This is a genomic window from Bacteroidota bacterium, from assembly GCA_017303975.1.
Lineage (GTDB): Bacteria > Bacteroidota > Bacteroidia > JAFLBG01 > JAFLBG01 > JAFLBG01.
This window is the reverse complement of the sequence record JAFLBG010000024.1, coordinates 1-22995: the sequence shown is the minus strand read 5'-3', so window position 1 is coordinate 22995 and position 22995 is coordinate 1. Positions and strand designations below refer to the sequence as shown.

The following is a 22995-nucleotide window of genomic DNA, read 5'->3' as shown; positions in this document are numbered from 1 at the left end:
AAAAATGAATCCTTATTTAGGCGAATTTATTGGCACTATGCTTCTGATTATTTTGGGCAATGGTGTAGTTGCGAATGTTGTTCTCTCTCAAACCAAAGGGAATAATAGTGGCTGGATTGTTATTACATTTGGCTGGGCTATGGCTGTATTTGTAGGTGTTTATACTTCTACGAAATTGTGGGGGGGCGGACATCTTAATCCTGCGGTTACAATTGCCCTTGCGGCCTTTGGAAAATTTAATGTGGCATTTGTATTGCCTTATATAGCGGCACAAGTAGGCGGAGCGTTTGTAGGAAGTATTGTTGTTTGGATTGCTTATAAGCAACATTTTGATGTAACAGACGACAAGGATTTGAAGTTTGCTGTGTTCAGCACAGCCCCGGCAATACGGAGCACCGTTCATAATTTAATAACAGAAATTATAGGAGCGTTTGTGTTGATGTTTGGAGCTATGGCATTGTCAAATCCAACAACTAGTTTAGGAACATTGGATGCGTTACCAGTTTCTTTACTTGTGTTGGGAATTGGTTTATCATTAGGCGGCCCTACAGGATACGCTATTAATCCCGCACGAGATTTAGGTCCAAGGATTGCACATTTTTTATTACCAATAAAAAATAAGCGAGATAGCGATTGGAGCTATAGTTGGATACCTATTGTGGGGCCTATTATTGGAGCAATCATTGGAGTAGCTGTATATTGTTTATTTTAATGTCCGATTTACTAAAATCATATCGTTTATTGGTTCGTAGTATTTTTGTGTTTTTTATATTCCCATTATTTTCTTTCGCTCAGCAGGATACTACGGTTAAGCAAAATCCCTTCAACAAAAAAAGATTTGTAGCTGTTTCTACTACTGCAATTTCTGTTCAAGCGATATCTTTTATTGGTTTGAATCAACTGTGGTATGCAGATTATCCAAAAAGCAAGTTTCATTTTTTTAATGATAATGATGAGTGGTTGGTGTTGGATAAAGTTGGCCATGTGTTTAATACCTACAGCATAGCCCATGCGTCCTATAAAGTTTATAGATGGTGTGGTGTGAATAAGAAAAAATCTGTCTTGTATGGATCGTTGATGGGAATGAGTTACATAAGTTGTATTGAAATTTTAGATGGATATTCTGCACATTGGGGATTTTCACCGGGAGATATGATTGCAAATGTAACAGGTACAGCTTTAATGGCTACACAAGAGTTGTTATGGGAAGAGCAACGCTTTACTATAAAATATTCTTATCGCGAATCGGGTTTGGCAAAGTATAGACCAGAGTTGCTTGGTAAAAGTTTGTTGGAAAAAGGGATGAAAGATTACAATGCTCATACTTTTTGGTTGAGTTGGAATCCTGCATCATTTATGACGAGAGATAGTAGATTTCCTAAGTGGTTGAATATTGCTGTTGGTTATGGAGGAACAGGTATGATTGGAGGAACATCTAACCCATTGTTTGATGACAAAGGAAATGCGCTACCGGTATTTAAAAGATATTCGGAGTATTACGTAAGCTTAGATGTTGATTTGTCAAGAATAAAATGTAAGTCGAAGTTCTTGCGTACGTTGATTCACGTTGCAAATAGAGTTAAAGTGCCATTCCCTGCACTTATGTATTCAAACAATAAGTTTGGAGTTGATTGGATTGGATTTTAATTAATTCGTTTGAGTTGCTCATCTAAAATTTTTAGTCCCTCCGAAAAAGAGTGTGGATTGTAGTTTAAATCCTTTCTTGCTTTATCAAGTATAAAGCCAGTTCTAGGGGGACGTTTGGCTGCTTGATTTAAGGTGTTTGATTTTATTGGTGTTACCAATGATTTATCTAAATTCCAGAAGTCTGCTACTTGATAAACTAGGTCAAGAATACTTGTGGTATTTGGTCCGGATAAATTATAAATACCAGTTGCTTTTTTTTCTGCAATCAACATGCATCCTTCCGCTAAATCTTCAGATAGCGTAGGGGAGCGGAATTGGTCGTCAACAACGTTTATGTTTTGTTTTTTTGTTAATGCATCTTTTGCCCACAACACGATATTGCTACGGCTCATATTGTCCACAATGCCATATACGATGATGGTTCTGGCAATTGCCCATGAAATGCTTGATTGCTGAACAATTTTTTCGCTTTCGTATTTTGATTTTGCGTAATAACTTAAAGGATTAGGTTTGTCCTCTTCTTTGTAAGGGCCGGCTTCTCCATCAAATATAAAATCAGTTGAAAGATGTATAAAATGAGGGTTGTATGTTTCTGATTTTAATTGGGTAAGTGTATCAACAAAATATTGCACAGCAAGTACATTTAAATTCCAACATTCTTCTTTTTGTGTTTCGCAGGCATCTACATTTGTTAACGCAGCTGTATTAATAATTACATCCGGGAGGTGTTTTTGTAAAATCGTTTCAACTTCTTGCTTACTCGTTATATCAAGCGATTCATATTTGTATCCATTTTTTTCTTTCAATCTGTTTTCTCCTTTTGAGGTGGCAATTAATTTATAATTACTTCTACTCAAAATATTGTAAACCAATTTTTGACCAAGAAGTCCGTTACTGCCTGTTATTAATATTTTCATTTTATTTTTTTCTCTATTGATTTATCAGAAGTTGGTGTTTGGAGATTTCTAATTTTTGTATTTTTTACTTTAATAGAGTGGTAGTACCCTGTTTATTGTTTTACTAGTTTGGTATAACTAGAGTTATTATTTGAGCCTATTTTAATGGTATAAATACCGGATGGTAAATAACTTAAGTCAGCTGTATATGATTTTAAAATTATATCCTTATATACTTCCATTCCCATCGCATTTATAATACTAATGGGTTCTGCATTAATTGAGCTACTACTAAAAAATACCGTATTGGTTGCCGGATTCGGGTTAACTGTTATTATTTGTTTAGCTTCTTTATCAATACCTGTACAAACATTAACAAAAATACTGTCTGTTTTTGATTGGCTACATCCACTGGTATCAACAAACGTATAAGTAATATAGGTAAGCCCAGCGCTAGACAGTAGGGCCGGGTTGAAGGTTGTGCCAACAACACCATTTCCGGAGAATGTGCCACCGGATGGCGTTGCATTTAAATTAATAGATGTGTGGTTGCTACAAATACTATCAATGCCAATTGCAAAATTTAAAGCTATTGGGGCAGGTTCTGTTATAATTATAACTCTACTAATTGTATCATTTAGGGCATCCCATACAAAAACCGTATAGGTTCCTGCGCTTAATCCTCCTGTTGAATCTGAAGCAGCTCCATTGCTCCATGAATAGTTATAAGGAAGTAATCCCCCTCCAATAGAAAATTTTGCCCACCCTGTAGAATCGCCAAAGCACAATACATTCATGCTGTCTGTAATATTAATACTTAAGGGTGCAGTACAATTTATAAAATACACTTTGGAGTTATTTCCGTTATCGGTAGAATTTGGTCCTGCGAAAAAATGATTGCCTATGCTGTTTATGTCTTGAACAATTAGGTAATCTCCGCAGAATTTGTCTCCTGTTAGATTTATTTTTGATTTAGTACCCACACTATTAGATTTTATTGTAATCTCTTGACCCGAACTCGGCATTGAGCTAAAATTTAGCACATCTATTTTTTGCGTATTGCTTGTGTCAAATAGATAGGAGCCTGAAGGAGTAAGGGTAAGCGTGTCGAATATATTATTATCGAATATTTCGTATCCGTTAGTTCCCTTAAAATTTACGTGATAGTAATTCATTCCTTTCCCAATGAACTTTCCATTATTTGTCAATTCAATAACTGAATTACTATCAATTAAGTTAAAAGCGCTTTCGGCCGACCAGGAGGTGGTAATCATAACTTTACTATTACTTATATCTAAAGTTTTGGCACTATCACCAGAAGTTTTAAATTCATACGCAGTGACGTCATGTCCATTGGTGTTAATAGTTCCTTGAAGAAGTATAAGTGGAGATCCATATACACCGGTGGTAAAATTAGTTGCCAAATTCCAATTTCCTTTGCCATAAAACTTTACACCACCCAAATGATCTATACCATTTAAGTCAATGGTATTTCCAACACTATCAGAAATGAAATTTATGTTTGGAACAAAAGAAGAAGACATATTGCTATCTAAAATAAATGCCCCACATACATTTATATCATATTCGAAACCAGCTAGAGTAGGAGAATTTTGTACTCCGGACCAATCCATTGTTTTGCAATAAGCAGGCATGTCAATAAACACATTTTGACCACCTGTACTAAATGAATTTTGATCAAAATAAACATTATCAAAAGGTCCGGGGACACAGTTGATGGCTGTTCCACCGCTCGTTAGCGACCAATGTGAACCATCCATCCAAACACCATCATCGCCAATCCAATAGAAATTTCTATTTGCAGGACCGCTTGATATATTCCAACCGTTAGTATTGCCAATACCATAGCTATTGAAAGCATTAAAAGTAGCGCTTCCGGTTACAGTTAGATTATGAATTATTATATCGCTAAAATTAATGTTGCCGCTTGGTATATTAATAGTTGCTATACCGTTATCTCCAGTAAGCGCTACTTTTAAAATGCATGAAGATGTGTATGCTTGTATTAAAGCGTTTGCGTTTTGGGTTGTACCCGCTTCAAAATTTACTTGATTGTAGTTAGCTACAAATATAGTGTCAAAAAAATTGTTGTCTCCAACAGTGGCAACTCCCATGCTACCTATAGTAAAATTTGCATATAGTAGCCCACCACCTTTAAAATAGACAGACTCAAGATTAGAGTTTCCTTTTATTAGATTGAAATTATTGCTTGAGTTATCAACTGTCCAATAATATGAGTTTATGTATGAGTTACCTAAGTTAAGTGTTCTAGTGTTATTAGTGGTAGATTGAAAGGAATAGAAAAATGCTTGATAGCCGTTTGTATTTAATATGCCACTATTAAAATAAATAAAAGTAGCGGTAACATTGCTTGCAAATGTCCATTCTCCGGTACCAGTAAAGAATACATTATTGGGTAGCGTAGCAGTATTGGTATTCAGTGTATTTCCTGTGCTATTAGAGGTAAACTTAAAGAATGGGAAATGAATGTCGTATTGTAGTTTGTTGTAAAGTGTCATAGAGCCATCTATATTTAAACCGTTTGTAAAAACTGTTGAAGCAAGTTTTTGTGGGTCGGTAATGCCTGTAAAAGTTAGATTGTGGCAGTATGCTACACTATCTAAAGTAACAACACTATTTGCGCTTGAAAACGATTGTGCTGTAAAATACACATCATCGGCTGTGGTTGGTGCTGATGTATGAAAGGTGTTGCCTCCATTGGTAGTAGCCCAGTGGTTGGCGTAATCCGACCAATTACCTGTGCCGCCAACCCAATAATAATTAGAAGCGATAGCTGTGGTTGAAAATGCAATATGAATTACTAGTGCTAGAAGTTTTACTGTTGTATTGGAGTTGTTGTGTTGTTTCATATTTAATAATTAAAATTTAATAGGATAAATATATAAAAATAGTTGAAGAGCTTTTACTGAGTGATATATCAACTGTTTGAAAAATTTGCTCTTCTTAATTATGCTCTAGCCTCTTCAGGTGCTTTTTTTATATGTAACGTATATCTATTTGACAATAACAAACACAGTTGTGCTATAGAAGCGTATTGTTCTAATTGTTAAGAAAAAGTTTTATTAGAGTATGAAAAACAGAAGGTTCTAATAGTCCCAAATGCTTGGCTTACGACTCTTTTGAGGTTTAAAATAATCTTTATGCTCTAGCATGAAAGCCATAATAAAATAAATAATGATAGGCGATCCAAATGTGAAAAATGACAGGTAAACAAAGTACATACGGATATTGGTAGCTTTTATGCCAAGCTTTTTTCCCCACCAATCGCAAACTCCAAATGCTTGGGATTCGAACCAACTACGTATTCTTGTAATTACAGATGTTATCATTGGTTAAATTTACTTATTTTTTAGCAAAGAATCACCTATTGCACATTGCAAGCATTTTTTAGGGTTGCAATAGTTGTTTTTCAACTCTAAAAGGGCTTGGCTTTCCATTGCATTTTTTGCTTTTATGCTTATCGTTTCCTCTCTTCCATATCTCAGAAATTAACAGTATATAACTACTGGTATTCTTTAAACCACTTATATATATTGTTCCTTCTGCATTTGGCTAAAATGAATCTTATATAGCAAATTCCTAGAAGCGTGCCTTTACAATTCTAATAATGGCGTCTAGTTTTTTACTTTTTTGATTTAATGGGAGAGCTTCCGAAAATTTTTCTAACTGTTCAATGGCTTTAGCTTTCGTAAGTGTACCCTTTATTAGCTTTTGAAAGGTATGTATTGCTATTTCCATGGAAGCCAATAGTTTGTTCTTTATTTTAATTCCTGCTATAAGTTTTATCGCTTCTTTCTTTTCTGAACAAATTAAATAATTTAGTACAATCATGAATAATAAATATTCTTTATTACCTACAACCACCTCCCAACCAATTGTTTTTGAGTTTATATTTGCTATTACTTCCTCTATACTCTTTTTTAATTGAGCCTTGTCAGGAGGAAGATAACTAGGAAAAGCCTCTAAATTTACTTCTATTATTCTAAATTGAGTAATGAGCTTTGCAGAGTGTGAATTGTTTTTTATGCCAAAGTTTCGAGCCTCCTCAAGTATAAAAAAACAATTTTTCCAGTCTTCCATTTTCATAAAAAAACGAATTAGCCACTGCAAATAATTAAACTCAAGTGCTTGCCCTGCAAAACGCTTTATCATATCATCATCGTATTCCACTTGTAAATTGGGAAAATTAGAGTGATTCATAATTTTCTGAAGGAAAACATCTCGATCTCTATTGGCTAGATAATCTAAGCCAAAATCATTCATGCATAGCAAATTATTCTTATTTAACAACGCATCTATTTTATGAATACTCCACGAAGTATTTATAAAGCCGGGCTGTATACTGTTTTTGTAATTGTATAATTCCAGCTTACTATATAAATGTATTAGTTTAAGGCGCTTGCTCTCTTTAAACTGTTCTGCTGCTTTTTTTCTTTTTATTACCACATTGTCCCATCTGCGTGTATTGCCATATGGCATATTCAGCTTTGCCTTAGAATCGTCCACAGCAGCATTGTAAATGCAAGCGTATTTTGCAAACGATTGTTCTTGTGCTTTTACCTTTACCTTACAAGCCTCGAATTTTCCCAAATGTTGCAAGCATCGGTGTTGCAAGTCTTGTGTTAAATAAAGTAATTCGAAAATTTCGGCCTTAATCAACTCTTGCTCTAGGGCTGTAAGTTGCTCAAGTGCCAATAGGTAGTTGCCTTCGGTATATAATTTGCGGCAGGTATAGTACAGCAACTCATGCCTGTTGAGCAGTCCATGCTGTTGCTCAGTGGTGTCGGCTTTTTGAATTAACACAAGTTGCTCGTTGAGCAACTGTTTAAGTTTATAGAATCTATTTTGTGCCACCTTAAAAGAAGTGGTTAACAGTTCCTGTTCGTATATTTTTTTAATTGCTGCATTGGTATTGGGCAGTTGTTCTGCCTTTAGCAGGTTAAATAATACTTTTTGCTTGGGCGAATTCTTTAGTTGGCTTAATAGACTCTTTTCTTGGTAGGCTGTAAGTCGCTTACTATTGTTTTTTAATTGAAATAGTGAATTCATATGAGTTCATGTATTTTTAAATAAAACACCTTTTAAATATACCTTTAATATTTTTAATTTTAATTATTTAAACCATTTAAGTTCTTTTTTAGTTGGTTGGGAGGTATTGGATGTAGTAATTTTGAATCATCACTAGCAATAAAAACAAAAAACATGAAAACAACTAAAAAGCTAAGCCTAGGCGAAATTAAAGTGGAAAGTTTTGTAACTAGTTTAAAAGCAAATGAAAGAGAGACGATAAACGGAGGGGAGGCGAAACCAATGGTTGCTCAGTATGCAAGTGCACTTGTTGGAACACTTACTGCGGTGCCAACTGCACAACCAGCGACACCTGGACTAGGAGCCTCATGCGCAGTAGCTAATTTGGTAGAAGCAAACGATGCTTGGACTGTTGGAGAAAGAGCATCTGATTTATTATGTGGTAATAGTAGAAATTTTTATTGTGAATCAGTGTTAAATGGATGTGGTTCTATTCAAGCGATTTTATGTATAAGCGCTGCTGTAAACTGCTAAATTTGCCAAGAGATATAATTAGAATTGTTAGCCACTATTTGTTTTATTACCTAAAGTTTTCATCAAAGTACAACATTTTATTTTTTATAATTCTATGCGAGCCTTTCAAATATTACATAGTGTTTTCTATTAACCACCACATTGATCTTTTCACAGTTTGGTAGTTGGGCTTTGTCAAAAAGGAGCAATGGAAATGGCAAAAAAATATTGTTCCCAATTTCACAAATGGTAAATAAATTTGAATCTAAACTGTTTTCATTGAAAAACCTCATTGCTAAGTAAGAGTGTTTCAAGTCTGGCAAACTTGCCCGGAGCTAGGTTCGATAGCAATGTCACTTACTATATGGAGGGAGTAAATGATGTTTTAACTAATGAAAGTAAAATAGAAAAGGGCTATCTTACAGTTTTACGCTAATAACAACTAATTCAAAACCAAATGAAAAATAAAAGCCATCGTATTTTGAAGCCCCTTGTAATTTGTATCTATTTTATATTTTGTGTTTTACTATCTAATACAAAAGCCCAAATAAACAATTATCTACTTGATAGTACATATGTAAACATTACAACAATTGTAGATAGTAGCAAATGTGACGTGCCCTGGGATATAGCATGGGGAGGAGATAACCGGCTTTGGTTTACAAACAGAAGTTATATACTTGCCTATAATTTTTCTACTCAAAAGGTAGATACCGTTTTTAATAAAGGAAGTGGCAATTATTTAGGGTTAACGTTTCACCCAAACTTTAAGGATACCCCTGAAGTTTTCATTGCATGGGATACTGCTTATTACTACGCAACAGGAACTCAAATTAGGGTGTTCAAGTATGTGTATGATTCTGCAATGGATGTTCTTTTTAATGAGCAAGAGTTAATCAGATACTTTCATCAGGGCGAACACTCTGGTGGCAGACTAGTTACCACATTAGATAGAAAATTACTTATCACGACTAATGATTATGTATGTACGTGGGATACTTCGAATAATTATTACAATGGAAAAGTATTGCGGATGAATTTCGATGGCACAATTCCTACCGATAATCCTACTATGAATAATTATCTATATACCATCGGACACAGAAACGCCCAAGGAATAATACAATTACCCTCTGGAAGTATTTATGTTTCAGAGCTTGGCGCTAACTCAGACGAGTTAAACTTATTAATCCCCGGTAAATACTATGGATGGCCGGCATCAGACGGGTACACTATTTGGGGTTCTGCATGCAACGCTTGGTCAATAGAATTTCCCATTGATGCGGGAATGCACCCTCCCTCTGGAATTGATTGGTATTCGGATACGACTATCCCAGAGTTTAACAACTGCATTTTAGAGTCTGTACTAAGTTTTGGGGGAGCAATTGGTGGTGTAATTGCCTATAGATTAAATTCTGCTGGGGATTCAGTAGTATTTAAAAATCATTATTTTATTGGCAGTGGTATGAAACGAATTCGAGATGTAGCTGTTGCTCCCGATGGAAGTGTATATGTTATAAGCAATGATAGAGCGGGCGCTCGAATCAGAAAAATTGAGAGAGGTAGCTTTAATTCGGTTCAAAATTACAATTCAAAAAAATCGAATTTATTTGTATATCCCAATCCTGCATCTAACGAAATAACAATTGATAATCTACCTGAAGGGGAAATAACAGTAGAGATAAAAAACATCTATGGCGCAACAGTTCTTTGTTCCAACAAAATTTCTCCCGAGAATAATAAAATAAACATTGAACAACTACCGGCTGGCTTATACTACCTACATATTAACGGATCAAGCAGCGAATTAGCTATAAAATGGTTTTGTAAGATAGATTAGGCGAATGTTAGCAATGTATATGGTTTTGAAGTTGCTAGTTATTATTGTTTATAACAAAAAAAAATTGGACAATTAATATGAAATGTATATGCAAAATAAAAAATTTACGACTATACTAATACAAGTTTGTTTACTCTTTGTTTCTCTTCCATCCGCAGCTCAACCAAGCATTGCACCCGATTGGGTAAATAATATTGGTTTAGACAATGGCGCAGACGAAGTGCGCTCTATGGCAGTAGATGGTTCGGGCAACGTATATGTTACCGGTTCCTTTCAAGGACTAGCTGTAGATTTTGATCCTAGCGGAAGTACGTACAATTTAGCTTCCGTAGGGGGATCTGTAAATAGCGATGTTTTCTTAGCTAAATACAACAGCTCAGGAAGCTTTGTTTGGGCTTTTTCTATTGGAGGCACTTCGGCCGATGCAAGTTATGGAGTAGCGGTTGCCGGAGACTATGTGTATCTAACCGGTGTTATTAATGGTACCAGTGCCATAGACATGGATCCCTCCTCGAATACAAATACTTTAACCGGTGCCGGATCTACTGATGCCTTTGTAGCAAAATACACCGCTAGCCTTACGCCTTCTAGTACTTCCTTTTACCAATGGGCCTTCGCAATAGGAGGCACAGGAGCCGATGCAGCCTACCAAGTACTTGTTTCCGGAACCGACATCTATTTTTGTGGAAGCGTTTATGGATCAACAGCGATAGATATGGATCCCTCTACAAATACTAACAATATAACAGGTTCGGGTAACAACAACGATGGCTTTATAGCCAAATACGATGGTAATTTCAGCCCATCCAGCACTTCGTTCTATACATGGGCTTTTTTGTATGGACGATCAACCACTAGTGATATTGTGTATAGTATAACCATCCAATCCAATCATATTTATATGGCTGGGCAGCTTTCGTCCTCGTTTGCTTCCGACATGGATCCGTCTGTAAACACATTTACCCTTGGTGCAAATGGCGCTGCTAGTGATATTGTGGTGGCCAAATACGATGCAAGCCTAACCCCATCTAACACTTCTTTTTTTGTTTGGGCTTTTAGGGTTGGGGGCACCACTGCCGATGTAGCTTATAAAATAACCAACAACGGAGACAACATCTATCTTACTGGTGCCATTAATGGCACCACAGCTATAGATATGGATCCATCCACCAACACCAACTCTATTACAGGTGCGGGTAGTACCGATATTTTTGTTGCTAAATACGATGGTAGTTTAACTCCCTCCAATACCTCTTTCTATCAGTGGGCTTTTAGAGCAGGTTCTACCGGAGGCGATATCGGATACGATTTATTTTTAAACGGAACCGATATCTATTTAGCTGGGCTCATTAATGGTACTACCGCTATAGACATGGACCCATCTACCAATACAAATAACATAACAGGGCTTGGTTCTAACGAAGGCTTTTATGCCAAATACGATGGCAGCTTAGCTTCCTCCAATACCTCTTTTTACCAGTGGGCATTCCCTATTGGCGGTACAGCTAATGATGTTGCATATACTGCAGCATTGGCTTCTACGCATGTATACATTGGTGGTAATATTTTAAGTACTACAGTGGATATGGACCCTAGCGGAAGTACAGCTAATTTAGGCTCTCCATCAGGAACAACCGACTGCTTTATTGGAAAATACAGCACAGCCGGAGCATACAGTAATGCCTTTGCTATAGGTGCAACAGGTGGTAGTGATGCCGGAAGCTCCATTGTAGTAGATGGTTCAGGGAATGTATATGCAGCGGGGACTTTTACAGGAAGTAATGTGGATTTTGATCCCTCCGGCTCAACATCTTATTTATCATCTAATGGCAATTCAGATGCCTACATAGTAAAATATAACAGCTCTGGCGCCCTCGTTTGGGCATTTTCATTAGGGGGTAGCGGTGCCGACAATATAAAAACTATAAAAGTTAGCGGAACCACAGTTTATATTATTGGTACCATAAATGGTACAAGCGCCATAGATTTTGATCCTTCTAGCAATACCAATAACATTACCGGAGCTGGCAATGACGATATTTTTGTAGCTAAATACGATGGTAGCTTAGATCCCACCAACACCTCTTTTTACAAATGGGCGTTTAATATTGGTAATCCGGAAAGAGAAGAACAGGGTAACATAACAATTAACGGGACCGATTTATATTTAACAGGCGCCACAAGATCTACATCATCATTAGATTTAGATCCATCCACCAACACCAATAGCGTAATAACAGCAACAAGCACCTTCTATTTATTTATGGCAAAGTACGATTTAAACTTTGCTCCCTCGAGCACTTCTTTTTTTAAGTGGGGCTTTAATACCGATTTGGATAATACCCAGTCCATATCAACTCTTAATATTAGTGGTACTGATATTATTCTTACCAGTAATAAGGTGAGCGAAAGCTCTATTGTTGATATCGATCCATCCGCCAATACCTATACGATAACCGGCAGGGGGATGACCATGATTAAATACGATGGTACAACCACCCCAAGCAATACCTCCTTTTTTCAATGGGGGTGGTGTTTAGGCGATTTGCAAATGTCTAATTTTCCAACCTCTGTTTATGATGCAGTGTTAGATGGTACTAATTTATTTATTGCAGGAATGGCAGGAGAAGGCACAGATATTGATCCCTCTAGCAATGTTAATACTTTTCCGGGTCTATGTGGCTTTACTGATATTCTTGTTGCAAAGTACGACATAAGCCTAAACCCTAGTAGCACCTCTTTTTTTCAATGGGCATTTACCTTATCTAGCACTAGTGATTGTACGTTTGGCTCACAAGAAAGGGCTGTTGGGTTAGTGATTTTTGATGACGATTTATATGTAGTGGGTAGTATTGATGACACCCCTGTTGACTTAGACCCATCAACTAATACCAATAGTGTTTCACCCACTTCCGCAGGGCAGGCTTTTGTGGCGGTGTACAAAAAAAACCTAATCCCTACCAATACTTTTTTTCATCAATGGGGGTTTATACCTACTGGAGGAGGGGGAAGCGGTGTTGATATAGAGGTAGATGCTATTGGAGATTTATACGTTACCGGATCTTTTTATTCCGAAAATGTAGATTTTGACCCTACAGCAGGCTCATTAGCACATTCAGCTTGCTTAACAGGCGCGACAACAACAAATAGTTTTGTTGGCAAATATGCATCAGGTATTCCGCTTCCAATACAACTAGTTTCTTTTAATGCTGAACCTGAAAATAATACACACGTAAACGTTTGGTGGGAAACGGCATCTGAGGTAAACAACGAATATTTTGTTGTGGAGCGATCGCAAGATGCGAAAAAATTTGAACCTATACTGTGGATTAACGCAAAGGGAAATAGTTATACAAAAATTAATTATTCTATTGTCGATTCCTTTCCATTTCAGGGTGTTTCTTATTACCGTCTCAAACAAATTGATTTTGATGGGGAATACAGTTATTCCAATTTGGTTGCTGTTATGCTTAAAAATGAATCTATTAATATATTTCCTAACCCTGCTAATGACCAAATAATGATTCTGGTAAATGATGAATATTTTTCTAATGGCTATGAAATAAGTATAGTGGATGCAATGGGAAAAAAACACTTTGTTGGGAGTTCAACTCAAGAGAAATATGAACTGGATATAGGAGAGTTATTTCTTCCTTGTGGTGTATATTCAATTAAGCTACAAAGTGCTAAATCATCAACCAGCCAAAAGGTTGTGCTAGTTCGGTAGCTTGTTTTTACCAAACAAAATCAATATATATGAAAAAGAAAGTATTCACTTTATATAGATTAAGATTCTTTCTGTGAAAATTTTAGACTTGTTTTTCATAAGTCCGTTTTTAGCAAAGAATCACCTATTGCACATTGCAAGCATTTTTTAGGGTTGCAATAGTTGTTTTTTAACTCTAAAAGGGCTTGGCTTTCCATTGCATTTTTTGCTTTTATGCCTATCGTTTCCCAATACTCAATTATAGAATTACTCTCTGCATCTATTTGTTCTAGAAGCATTAATGCACTAGTACAATGCTTTTCCGAATCTCTTAGTTTTCCATAAGTAAACTGAATTGGCGTTATGGTATTGATGATAATTGATTCTATTGCTTTTTTGCCAATGTTTACAGATTGTTTGCTTACTGATGGACTATCAAATTGAAAATGATTTTTCCAATAATCACTTATACTTATTTGAAATAATTTTTCTGCGCCATTGTAATTACTAATTTCTAGGAAAGAGGAGAGTAGATTTTTATTTTCCGATACCAGGCTTGCTAATTGTGCTATTCGTATGGTTGGAAACCCTACAGGGCGTATTTTCGAGAACTTCCAAATAGAAGCATCCAGTGTAGTGAGGCTATATTTGTGTTTTAAGTGCGTGTACTCGGTTTTCAGTTGTTTTGGGTAATCGTCCTTAAATTCTGCGTTTAAAAATCCTGCTTGCCCAAATAGTAGCGATTCTACAGCTAGTTTATTTCCATTTATTTTTTCTAGAATCGTCCAATCGAAGCTATTGGCTAATTGCAACATGGGCTCTGCATTGGTTTTAAATCCCCAACTTTTAAAAAGAAATTTATAGAATACAGCGATCCAATTATTGGTGGTTAATTGTAATGATTGTGTTATTTCGCTACTTTTTCTTTCAAGACGTTCAATAGCAAGCCTTTCTAGCCAAGACGAAATAGTGAATTCGCCTACACCTTTTACTTGTTTTTCGCAAGGGATGGTGTGTTTACTTTGTACAAGTTTTGTGTAGTTGCTAAGTATATAAGGGAATACAATATTCTTTAATTCAAGTGTTGGAAGCGTTTCTCCATTTTGTTTAATTTCTGCATCATGGTTGTAAACTACATGCAGGATAACGTTTTTATATGCATTGTCATTTTGATGCTTGTGTTTTAGCCAGTCAGAAGAGTTGACGTGAATCTCCACATTGCCAGCCCATTCGGTATTATTTATTTTTATGCGTGCGTTAAAAAAATCCGGTCCTGAATTTTTATTGTGTTCTCCTGTTTTTAGAATTTCGAGGGAAATATTTTTTGATGTAGTAATGTTTTTTTGCTCAAAAAGTCTGAATTTCCAGATGTGATGAAGTAGATCTTCTGAAATCATTGGTATATAAATTAACGCAGTTGAATGGTCAATTCATTATTTAATTTTATGGCTTCTTCTCTAGCTTTTACTGCAAAATCTTCTTTGTTGCTAGCGTAAATAATTCCGCGAGAGGAATTGATTAGTAATCCGATATCTTCATTTTTTCCGTACTTAAACACTTCCTTTATATCTCCACCTTGAGCACCCACTCCGGGCACTAAAAGAAAATGATTCGGGATTTGTTTTCTTATTTCTTCGAGCATCTCCGGACGGGTAGCACCCACTACATACATCATGTTTTCTGCATTTCCCCATTTTTGTGAAACCTCTAAAACTTGTTGATATATGAATGCATTACTTACATTTTTAGTTAATTGAAAATCATCCGCTCCTTTGTTAGATGTAAGTGCAAGTAGAATTACCCACTTGCCTTCGTATTGTAGAAATGGTGTAACGGAGTCAGAGCCCATGTAAGGTGCTACAGTTACCGCATCAAAATTCATAAGCCCGAAGAATGCTTGTGCATACATAGTTGATGTATTTCCAATGTCTCCGCGTTTGGCATCGGCAATGGTAAATATGTTTTTAAATTCTTTTAGGTAATGTGCTGTTTTTTCTAAAGCTTCCCAACCCACAGAGCCAAGGCTTTCGTAAAATGCGGTGTTTAGTTTATAGGCAACACAAACATCGTTTGTTGCATCAATTAGTTGTTTGTTGAATTCGAAAACTGGGTCAGATGAAGAAAGTAAGTGTTTGGGAATTTTTGTAATATCGGTATCTAAGCCTATACAAAGGCAAGATTTTTTTTGAATGATACTATTTTTTAATTCTTGCTTTGTCATACCTGTCTTAATAAATAATTAATTACAAACCTCCATCCTTTAATCTTTCTGCATTTTCTGCCATGTGCAGGGCATCTATAAACTCTTGAATATCTCCATTCATAAAAGCCGGAAGGTTGTGTGTGCTCAAGCCAATGCGGTGATCGGTAACTCTACTTTGAGGATAATTATACGTGCGAATTTTTGCAGAACGGTCACCGGTAGAAATCATGGTTTTTCTTTTTTTAGTTACATCGTCCATCTTTTTTTGATACTCAATTTCGTATAGTTTGGTTTTTAACATTTGTAATGCACGTTCTCTATTGCCATGCTGAGATCGCTCTATTTGGCATGTAACAACAATGCCCGATGGCTTGTGCGTCATCATTACTTTTGTTTCAACCTTGTTTACATTTTGCCCACCGGCACCGCCCGAACGAGCTGTTTGTACTTCAATATCTGCAGGATTGATGTTTACTTCTACATCGTCTGCTTCGGGCATAACTACCACACTTGCAGCGGATGTGTGCACACGTCCCATTGTTTCTGTATTTGGCACACGTTGTACACGATGAACGCCAGATTCAAACTTTAATGTTCCGTAGGCGTTTTCGCCAATCACGTTGCAAATAATTTCTTTGAATCCGCCTACTGTACCTTCGGAGCTATCTACCAATTCAACCTTAAAGCCATGCGATTCGCAATAGCGCGCATACATTCTAAATAAATCTCCGGCAAAAATACTTGCCTCATCTCCTCCCGTTCCTGCACGTATTTCAACCACTGCATTTCTATCGTCTTCCGGATCTTTTGGTACTAGTAGGTTTCTAACCTCTTCGTCTAACTTAGTTTTTTTTTCGGTAAGTTCTTCCAACTCCAATCGTGCCATTGCTTTGAACTCTTCGTCTTTCTCATTCATGAGAACATCTTTAGCAGAAGCTATATTGTCGATAGTACTTTTGTAAATGTGATAAGCATCAACTATAACTTTTAGGTCTTTGTATTCTTTATTTAATTTTGTAAAAAGCTTCATGTCACCCATGGTTTGTGGGTCTGAAAGTTGTCTTTCTACATCTTCCCAACGTTGTTTTATGGCTTGTAATTTATTTAGCATACTTTAAAATTGTACTGGTTGAAATTAAGAATTAATGAATTATAGCTTACTAAAGTAAAGCTAATGTTTAACTATTTTTTCTTTAAGAATAGTTTTTGTTTCAGATTCGATGACTAAGTTGTATAGCCCTCTGTTTAATGGGATTGTAGAGAATGAAAAAATGTTTTGACCTTTTTTTGAAAACTCTTCTAGCAGGGTGATAACAAGTTTTCCTTGCATATCGTATATATTGAATTTTAAGTTTGTTTGTTCTTCAAGAAAGAAATTGACAGAAAGTAGATTTTCTGTAGGATTAGGGTATACTAAAACTGTGTTTTCGGTTTTAGGTGTAACCCGCTCTGATTGCGGAGAACCTAATTTAGCCACAAAAGTTCCATACTTTTTATTCGACTTCCCAAATGAACTAGATATCCATACCACACTTGGTTCATTGTATTTTTTTTGAGAGCCGGAGTAGTCGCCCCATCTTTCGTATGCACCGGAAGCTTGATCTATAACATTGCTTCCTTCTTTTAGTTTTATCACGTTAGAGTACCCATTTTCGTTACTGTAGTAGATAGCTGATACACCTGCAAAATCAGTTGGGGAAGAGTGGCTAAAGGTAATGAGAGATTCGTTTTCTGGTTTGGTTGCTCCGCTATAATTGATGTAGGAGCCGCAGTAAGATAGGTTTGGATACCCGAAGTCAAGTACACTATCTCCAATAATTTTTACATGAGAGATGACTGGGTTTTCGCTTTGTAAGTTGGTAACTATACCGTGGTAAATAGCAGCAAATCCTGTAGTTGTATCTTTTGTATGTTGTACGAACTGAATTTTATCGTTGTGCAAAAATCCGCCCAACACCCTGGAGTCATTGGTTTGCAGGAATAGCCCATTTTTTTGTCGTGCATCCGGTACTAAGAAATATTTTGTAGGAGATTTAAGTAACTTAATTTTTACCGAGGCATTACCACTTGTTAAATGGTCGGTTATTTCTACTAAAAATAACGAGTCGTTTTCTTGAGCAAAATTTCTATTTGATAATAAATATAAGTTTGGTCCTAATAGTTCTGCTCCACCTTTTACAGGAAATAAATTTCGAATATTTCTATTGTCAAATTTAATGTTGTGGTAAACGGAATCAATTAGTGGTTGGCCATTGTAGCCTTCTTGCTTTTGCACTTGCCATATAAGACTTTCAACAAAATCTGTTTTCCAATTTGGGTTAAGAGCATTTGTTTTTATCAAATTTACGGTAAGAAAAAAATCTTGTTTCGTAATAGCTACAATTGGGTAGTCGCTCCAAAGGTTATTGTTAAAAGGGTTTCCGGGAAGAAAATAAAAATTCCAATTACCTGTTGGGTCGTTGGTTTGTGAGAAGGCAAGTATAATCTTGCTTTGCGCCCCAATGTATCCATTTAGGTAAACCATAATAAATCGGTCGGCTTCCGGATCATAAATAACTTTAGGGTCGTATTTGGATTGATTAATGCCTAACACACTTGAAAAAGCGTGCAATGTTTTTGAGAAAAGAAGTGTGTCGTTATTGTTGGTGTCGTAAATGTAGATGATAGAGTTTATAACAGATACAAGTATTCCTGCATTTGAAATGGCCATGTCGTTGTCTAATGGATATCCCGAATTTTGCAAGTTTGCCTCAAAAGTATCTAGTACCAAAGGTTCTGGCGCTATAGAGGTGTGCGGCCCATTGTGATTTGTTTTAAACGTATTTGTGTTACTTTGTTTTTTTGCCAAAAATTCTTGGTGGTATTTTTTCTTTAGTTCAATTAAGTTGCCTCTGTAACTGTTGGGCGATGGCATCTCGGTGTTTAACAAGGATACAGCGTAATCTTCTTTAACTGCAGAAAAATTTACAACAAAAGGTCCTTCGACAGTAACGCTCGATTTATCAAATGTAGTTTTTTGAGCAAAACTGCTTAACGCAATTACTATAAAAAGGAATACACTAAAAAACTTAATTTTGGCAAAACACATAGCTGCAAAGTTACGAGAAAAGATGTAGAGCTACAAGTATAAATTTGATATGTAAAAAACTGCGTACAATATGCTGGCTATGCCGTTGGTGGTAAAAAAGGCAATGTTTACTTTGCTTAAGTCATTGGGCTTTACGATAGAGTGCTGGTAAATTAATAACCCAATAAAAAGTACGGTGCCAACAAAGTACAGCATCTCAAAATGGAATAAAGAACCAATTAGCAAGAGTATTACAGCACAAGTTGTATGAAGAATTCTCGAAATTACCAATGCCCCTTTTTTGCCAAATACAACAGGAATAGAAAATAGATTTTCCGATTTGTCGAAGTCTTCGTCTTGCAATGCGTATATAATATCAAATCCGCTTACCCAGCACAATACTACGATTGATAATAGAACTGGTAAAAGAGCAAAGCTGCCGCTTACGGCTATGTATGCTCCAATTGGGGCTAACGATAGCCCTAGGCCTAAGACCAAATGGCACAAGGATGTAAAGCGTTTCGTAAAACTATAGCCGAGAACTACTGCGAGTGCAACAGGAGATAGAGCAAAGCAAAGATTATTTATAAAAAAAGTTGTGCCAACAAACAATATGCAATTGCTAATTGTGAATGCCAATGCAGATTTTTCTGTTATGATGCCGCTAGGAATCTCTCTAATTTTTGTTCTTGGGTTTTTTGCATCAATTTGTCTGTCGAGGTATCTGTTGAAAGCCATTGCCGCACTTCTTGCAAACACCATACACAATACAACCTTTGCAAGTAGAAAAATGTCAAAGCTGCTTTCTGTAAGCTTCACCGCAGAAAAAAAACCAATCATTGCAAAGGGTAACGCAAAAATAGTATGGCTAAACTTTACAAGTGATAAAAAGTTTTTAGTTGTGGCAATAATAGCTGCCATACATTAGTCCAGAATAAATTTTTGAGTAGAGATAATTTTTCCGTCTCTCTCAATGCAGCCAATATACATACCAGTTCCTATTTTAGCTTTTTCTAAAATATATTTTCCCGAAAACTGTTGAACTGTTTTTGAAAAAACAACTTCTCCTAATTGGTTAATTACCTTAATTGTGTAGTTCGATGAAGTGTTTATTCTGTCAAGGTCGTATTCAAACGTTACATTTTCGGTACTAGGATTTGGGTAAATAAGTAAATCGTTTGTGCTTTTTAATCCTCGTTCAGGTAATCCTAGCAGATTAGCTTGTATAGCAGGAAGTGCACTAAGTTTACCGTATCCCCAAGTGTTATTGGGTAAACTACTTCCTGTAAATGCATCTTGCTTAGCTGTAGTTAAAAAGGCTTGTTTAACGGCAGTTGCTGAGGCTGTAGGGAAGCGTTGTAGATAAAGAGCTGCTGCACCTGCTACAACCGGAGCTGCTGCGGATGTTCCGCCACCGCGTAAGTGATATCCGCCCCATGATACATAACTGGGTGCTGCACTAATAATTCCTGCAGCAAGCGATAATACCATACATGAATTAGTGTAAGCCCCTGTTGCAGATATATCTGGTTTTATTCTGCCATCACGTGTGGGGCCAACACTGGAGTTGCTAGCAATTGCACCCGGTGTTAAGCCTGGATCCAACGCTTGTGTTCCGTTTATATCTTTATGTGATTTTTTGTTTACATGATTAGCCACCGTAATTACATTGTCTAAGCACTGAAAGCTTGTCATGATGGTTTGTTGAATGTCCGGTAATTGGTAGTAGGTTATTGGAGGAAACACATTTCCGTTTGGTAGTCCGGATGAAACCATGTTGTAACTCCATGTGTCGAATTTGCCGGTTCCAGTGGTCATTAATCTCCAAGCAAACGAAGTAGAGTCCGGGGTAATTAAAAACTCTACACCATAGGTATCTCCTCCTGTAAGCGTGTCGATATAACTGAGTACTGTTCCAATACGCTGACTGTTGCTATAAAGAGTATCTAACATGATAGTTTGAAACGGAGATGCAACAATATTTTTGAATGGAATGTTGCCTTTGAATTGAAAATTAGGAGAAACTCTATCCGCACCAATGCTAAAATGTACATTTGCGAAATCAGTAGAGTCGGACCACATTTGAATATAAATTTGACTACTGTTGGATGGCTTTAAAAACCAAGTAAAGGAAGTGTCGCTATTTACCGTATAACCCAAATGTAGCGGAGAACCGCCTGAATTACCGCCTGCTGCAACAAATACTCGTCCGTTTTGTTGGTCAATTAAATTTTTTATTGCTTGTGCCTCAAGGTTTTTGCCATCGTGCGATCCAATGATACTGCCAAGACTTGCATTTATAACACACGGTTTACCTAGCTGTTGGGCTTTGTTGTATATATATGCTGTAGCATCTGCCACATCTTGGTCGGACGATGTATTAAAATTTAGTGCAACTAAAATAATATCTGCTTTAGGTGCAGCTCCTTGATTAAAGCCAACCGACTTTCCATTTCCAACAGCAATGCCGGATACATGTGTTCCGTGTCCGGAAAATTGAGTGTCGGTATGTGTGCAAAGTCCGCTATCAATTTGGCTGGCAGTCCACTCTGTTCCGTATGTAAAAGGCGCAGGAGGGTTTACTGTTGCAACATCTTGTTCCCAAATATATTTTATACGTGTTTTGCTTACACCGCCAATACTATCTCTATAATCGGGATGATTGATGTCCATTCCGGAATCTATGATGCCAATTACAATTCCGCTGCCATCGTATGCTTGCGGCAATGAGCCTAGTCCTTGATGGATTGGTTCAATGTCATTTCTTAAGCGCATGGTATCGTTTAGCGCTTCTAGTTTTGTAAACAAATTACTGTGTTCAATTTTTACTACTGCAGAGTTTTGTGTTAATGCATAAATGCCTTTTGTTGGAATTTGAATAGCTGCAATATCTCCTGCAGCGTATTTAAAATTTCCACCGTGTTGTTGTGTAATTTCTTTTATGATTGAAATATTTCCTTTTACAAAAACAGAAAGCAAGTCGCTAGAAGATGCTGTTGAGTTTAACTTCAACGCCAACGAAAAATTCATTTTTTGAGTTTGGGCGTTTGAAATACTTGTAACGAGTATAATTAATAAGAATGTGAAAATACGTGTCATGTTGTTTTTTTTGATAATAGGTTTAATGTATGAAAAAAAATGCAGGAATTCAAGTGTAATTTTTAGATGTTTTGTACGTGGACTATTGCTTTTCGTTGGTATTGTTGGTATATTAAGACAACCCATTTTTGAATTAGCATGAGAGCATCCCCCAAAACAAAGACAATTTTCCTTGTCTTATTTTTTTTGTCACATACACTATTTGCACAAAAAATTTGTTTAACTAATCCAGATTTTGAAGGTCAATCTGCAGCACATCAAGTTGCTCCAGGTTGGAGCATAGCAAACGGAACAACTCCAGATGTTCAACCTGGGCAGTGGGGTATTACTGTGCCTGCTTCCACAGGCAATACCTATCAAGGTTTTGTAGGAGATGGTACTCCAGGTTCTGGTAATTGGCAGGAAAAAGCATGTCAGCTTGTACCCGGATGTTTTCAGGCTGGTGTAAAGTATAAACTAGAAATTGATTTGGTTAATATACCTGTAAATGGAGGAGGCATAGGCAATGCTGATTCCTGTCTTTTTGGCGTTTTTGCCATGTGGGGAGGTAATAATTGCAATCATCAAGGAGAATTGTTTTTTGATACCATAGTTCGAAACCCTACTTGGCAAACCTATTCATTTCAATTTACACCAACACAAACATGGTGTTATTTAACAATAGGGCATAATGGAAATGTTGTAAACCCTAAATCGTCATGCAGTAATACAAATAATCCGTATTCTTATTTTGGTGTAGATAATTTGAGTTGTTTTCTTTCCACCAAAGAAGTTGTTTCTACAGATGTTACATGTTTTAATCAATGCAATGGAACGGCCAAGGTGAAGATTTATGGAGGTGTTCCTCCTTTTACTTATTTATGGAGTCCGAGTGGTCAAACCACCGATAGTATTGGAGGTCTGTGTGCTGGCGTTCACTATGTTACTATAACGGATTCTACAGGTGCCGTTTTT

Annotated in this window: 16 protein-coding genes; 6 read left to right on the top strand and 10 right to left on the bottom strand. The window is 36.5% G+C overall.

Going from position 1 to position 22995, the window contains the following annotated elements:
* The first annotated feature begins 4 nt into the window (after window positions 1–4).
* Window positions 5–712 (top strand): aquaporin family protein, encoded by a 708-nt coding sequence (locus J0M08_08960; GenBank protein MBN8703183.1) that lies wholly within the window; start codon window positions 5–7, stop codon window positions 710–712.
* Window positions 712–1647 carry a DUF2279 domain-containing protein gene (locus J0M08_08955; protein ID MBN8703182.1) on the top strand — a complete coding sequence of 312 codons (936 nt, stop codon included), beginning with the start codon at window positions 712–714 and terminating at the stop codon, window positions 1645–1647. Before J0M08_08960 ends, J0M08_08955 begins: the two co-directional genes overlap by 1 nt.
* Here the strand turns inward: J0M08_08955 and J0M08_08950 are convergent.
* The 4 genes from J0M08_08950 to J0M08_08935 all read right to left on the bottom strand — a co-directional run bounded on the left by J0M08_08950 (window position 1644) and on the right by J0M08_08935 (window position 7634).
* On the bottom strand, window positions 1644–2564 hold the full coding sequence (locus tag J0M08_08950; GenBank protein ID MBN8703181.1) for an SDR family oxidoreductase: 921 nt from the start codon (window positions 2562–2564) through the stop codon (window positions 1644–1646). The genes J0M08_08955 and J0M08_08950 overlap by 4 nt on opposite strands.
* Before the next feature lie 92 nt (window positions 2565–2656).
* A complete protein-coding gene (locus J0M08_08945; protein ID MBN8703180.1) occupies window positions 2657–5434 on the bottom strand; it encodes a T9SS type A sorting domain-containing protein in 2778 nt (925 codons plus the stop codon).
* A 237-nt stretch (window positions 5435–5671) separates the two neighbouring features.
* A complete protein-coding gene (locus J0M08_08940; protein ID MBN8703179.1) occupies window positions 5672–5899 on the bottom strand; it encodes a PspC domain-containing protein in 228 nt (75 codons plus the stop codon).
* Window positions 5900–6164: 265 nt separating this feature from the next.
* Window positions 6165–7634: a hypothetical protein gene (locus J0M08_08935; GenBank protein ID MBN8703178.1), complete on the bottom strand. Its 1470-nt coding sequence runs from the start codon at window positions 7632–7634 to the stop codon at window positions 6165–6167.
* A gap of 153 nt (window positions 7635–7787) precedes the next feature.
* Between J0M08_08935 and J0M08_08930 the strand changes: the two genes are divergently transcribed.
* The 3 genes from J0M08_08930 (at window position 7788) to J0M08_08920 (ending at window position 13693) form a co-directional block, all read left to right on the top strand.
* Window positions 7788–8147, top strand: coding sequence for a pinensin family lanthipeptide (locus tag J0M08_08930; protein ID MBN8703177.1), 360 nt, complete (start codon window positions 7788–7790; stop codon window positions 8145–8147).
* 436 nt (window positions 8148–8583) lie between these two features.
* The gene (locus tag J0M08_08925) at window positions 8584–9966 is read left to right on the top strand and encodes a PQQ-dependent sugar dehydrogenase (protein MBN8703176.1); all 1383 of its coding nucleotides are present in this window, start codon (window positions 8584–8586) and stop codon (window positions 9964–9966) included.
* Between the two features lie 88 nt (window positions 9967–10054).
* A complete protein-coding gene (locus J0M08_08920) occupies window positions 10055–13693 on the top strand; it encodes a T9SS type A sorting domain-containing protein (protein ID MBN8703175.1) in 3639 nt (1212 codons plus the stop codon).
* A 95-nt stretch (window positions 13694–13788) separates the two neighbouring features.
* Here the strand turns inward: J0M08_08920 and J0M08_08915 are convergent, their stop codons facing one another.
* From J0M08_08915 to J0M08_08890, 6 genes are read right to left on the bottom strand one after another with little or no spacing between them, the layout of a single operon-like run.
* Window positions 13789–15069: a DUF2851 family protein gene (locus J0M08_08915; protein ID MBN8703174.1), complete on the bottom strand. Its 1281-nt coding sequence runs from the start codon at window positions 15067–15069 to the stop codon at window positions 13789–13791.
* 11 nt (window positions 15070–15080) lie between these two features.
* Window positions 15081–15893 carry an orotidine-5'-phosphate decarboxylase gene (gene pyrF, locus J0M08_08910; protein MBN8703173.1) on the bottom strand — a complete coding sequence of 271 codons (813 nt, stop codon included), beginning with the start codon at window positions 15891–15893 and terminating at the stop codon, window positions 15081–15083.
* A 22-nt stretch (window positions 15894–15915) separates the two neighbouring features.
* Window positions 15916–16986, bottom strand: coding sequence for a peptide chain release factor 1 (prfA, locus tag J0M08_08905; GenBank protein MBN8703172.1), 1071 nt, complete (start codon window positions 16984–16986; stop codon window positions 15916–15918).
* A gap of 60 nt (window positions 16987–17046) precedes the next feature.
* The gene (locus J0M08_08900; protein ID MBN8703171.1) at window positions 17047–18963 is read right to left on the bottom strand and encodes a T9SS type A sorting domain-containing protein; all 1917 of its coding nucleotides are present in this window, start codon (window positions 18961–18963) and stop codon (window positions 17047–17049) included.
* Between the two features lie 30 nt (window positions 18964–18993).
* Complete coding sequence (locus J0M08_08895) at window positions 18994–19863, bottom strand: UbiA family prenyltransferase (protein MBN8703170.1); 870 nt, start codon at window positions 19861–19863, stop codon at window positions 18994–18996.
* Window positions 19864–19866: 3 nt separating this feature from the next.
* The gene (locus tag J0M08_08890; protein MBN8703169.1) at window positions 19867–22041 is read right to left on the bottom strand and encodes a S8 family peptidase; all 2175 of its coding nucleotides are present in this window, start codon (window positions 22039–22041) and stop codon (window positions 19867–19869) included.
* A 186-nt stretch (window positions 22042–22227) separates the two neighbouring features.
* On the opposite strand from J0M08_08890, the gene J0M08_08885 reads away from it, so the two are divergent.
* A partial coding sequence (locus tag J0M08_08885; protein MBN8703168.1) for a SprB repeat-containing protein occupies window positions 22228–22995 on the top strand: 768 nt, incomplete at its 3' end.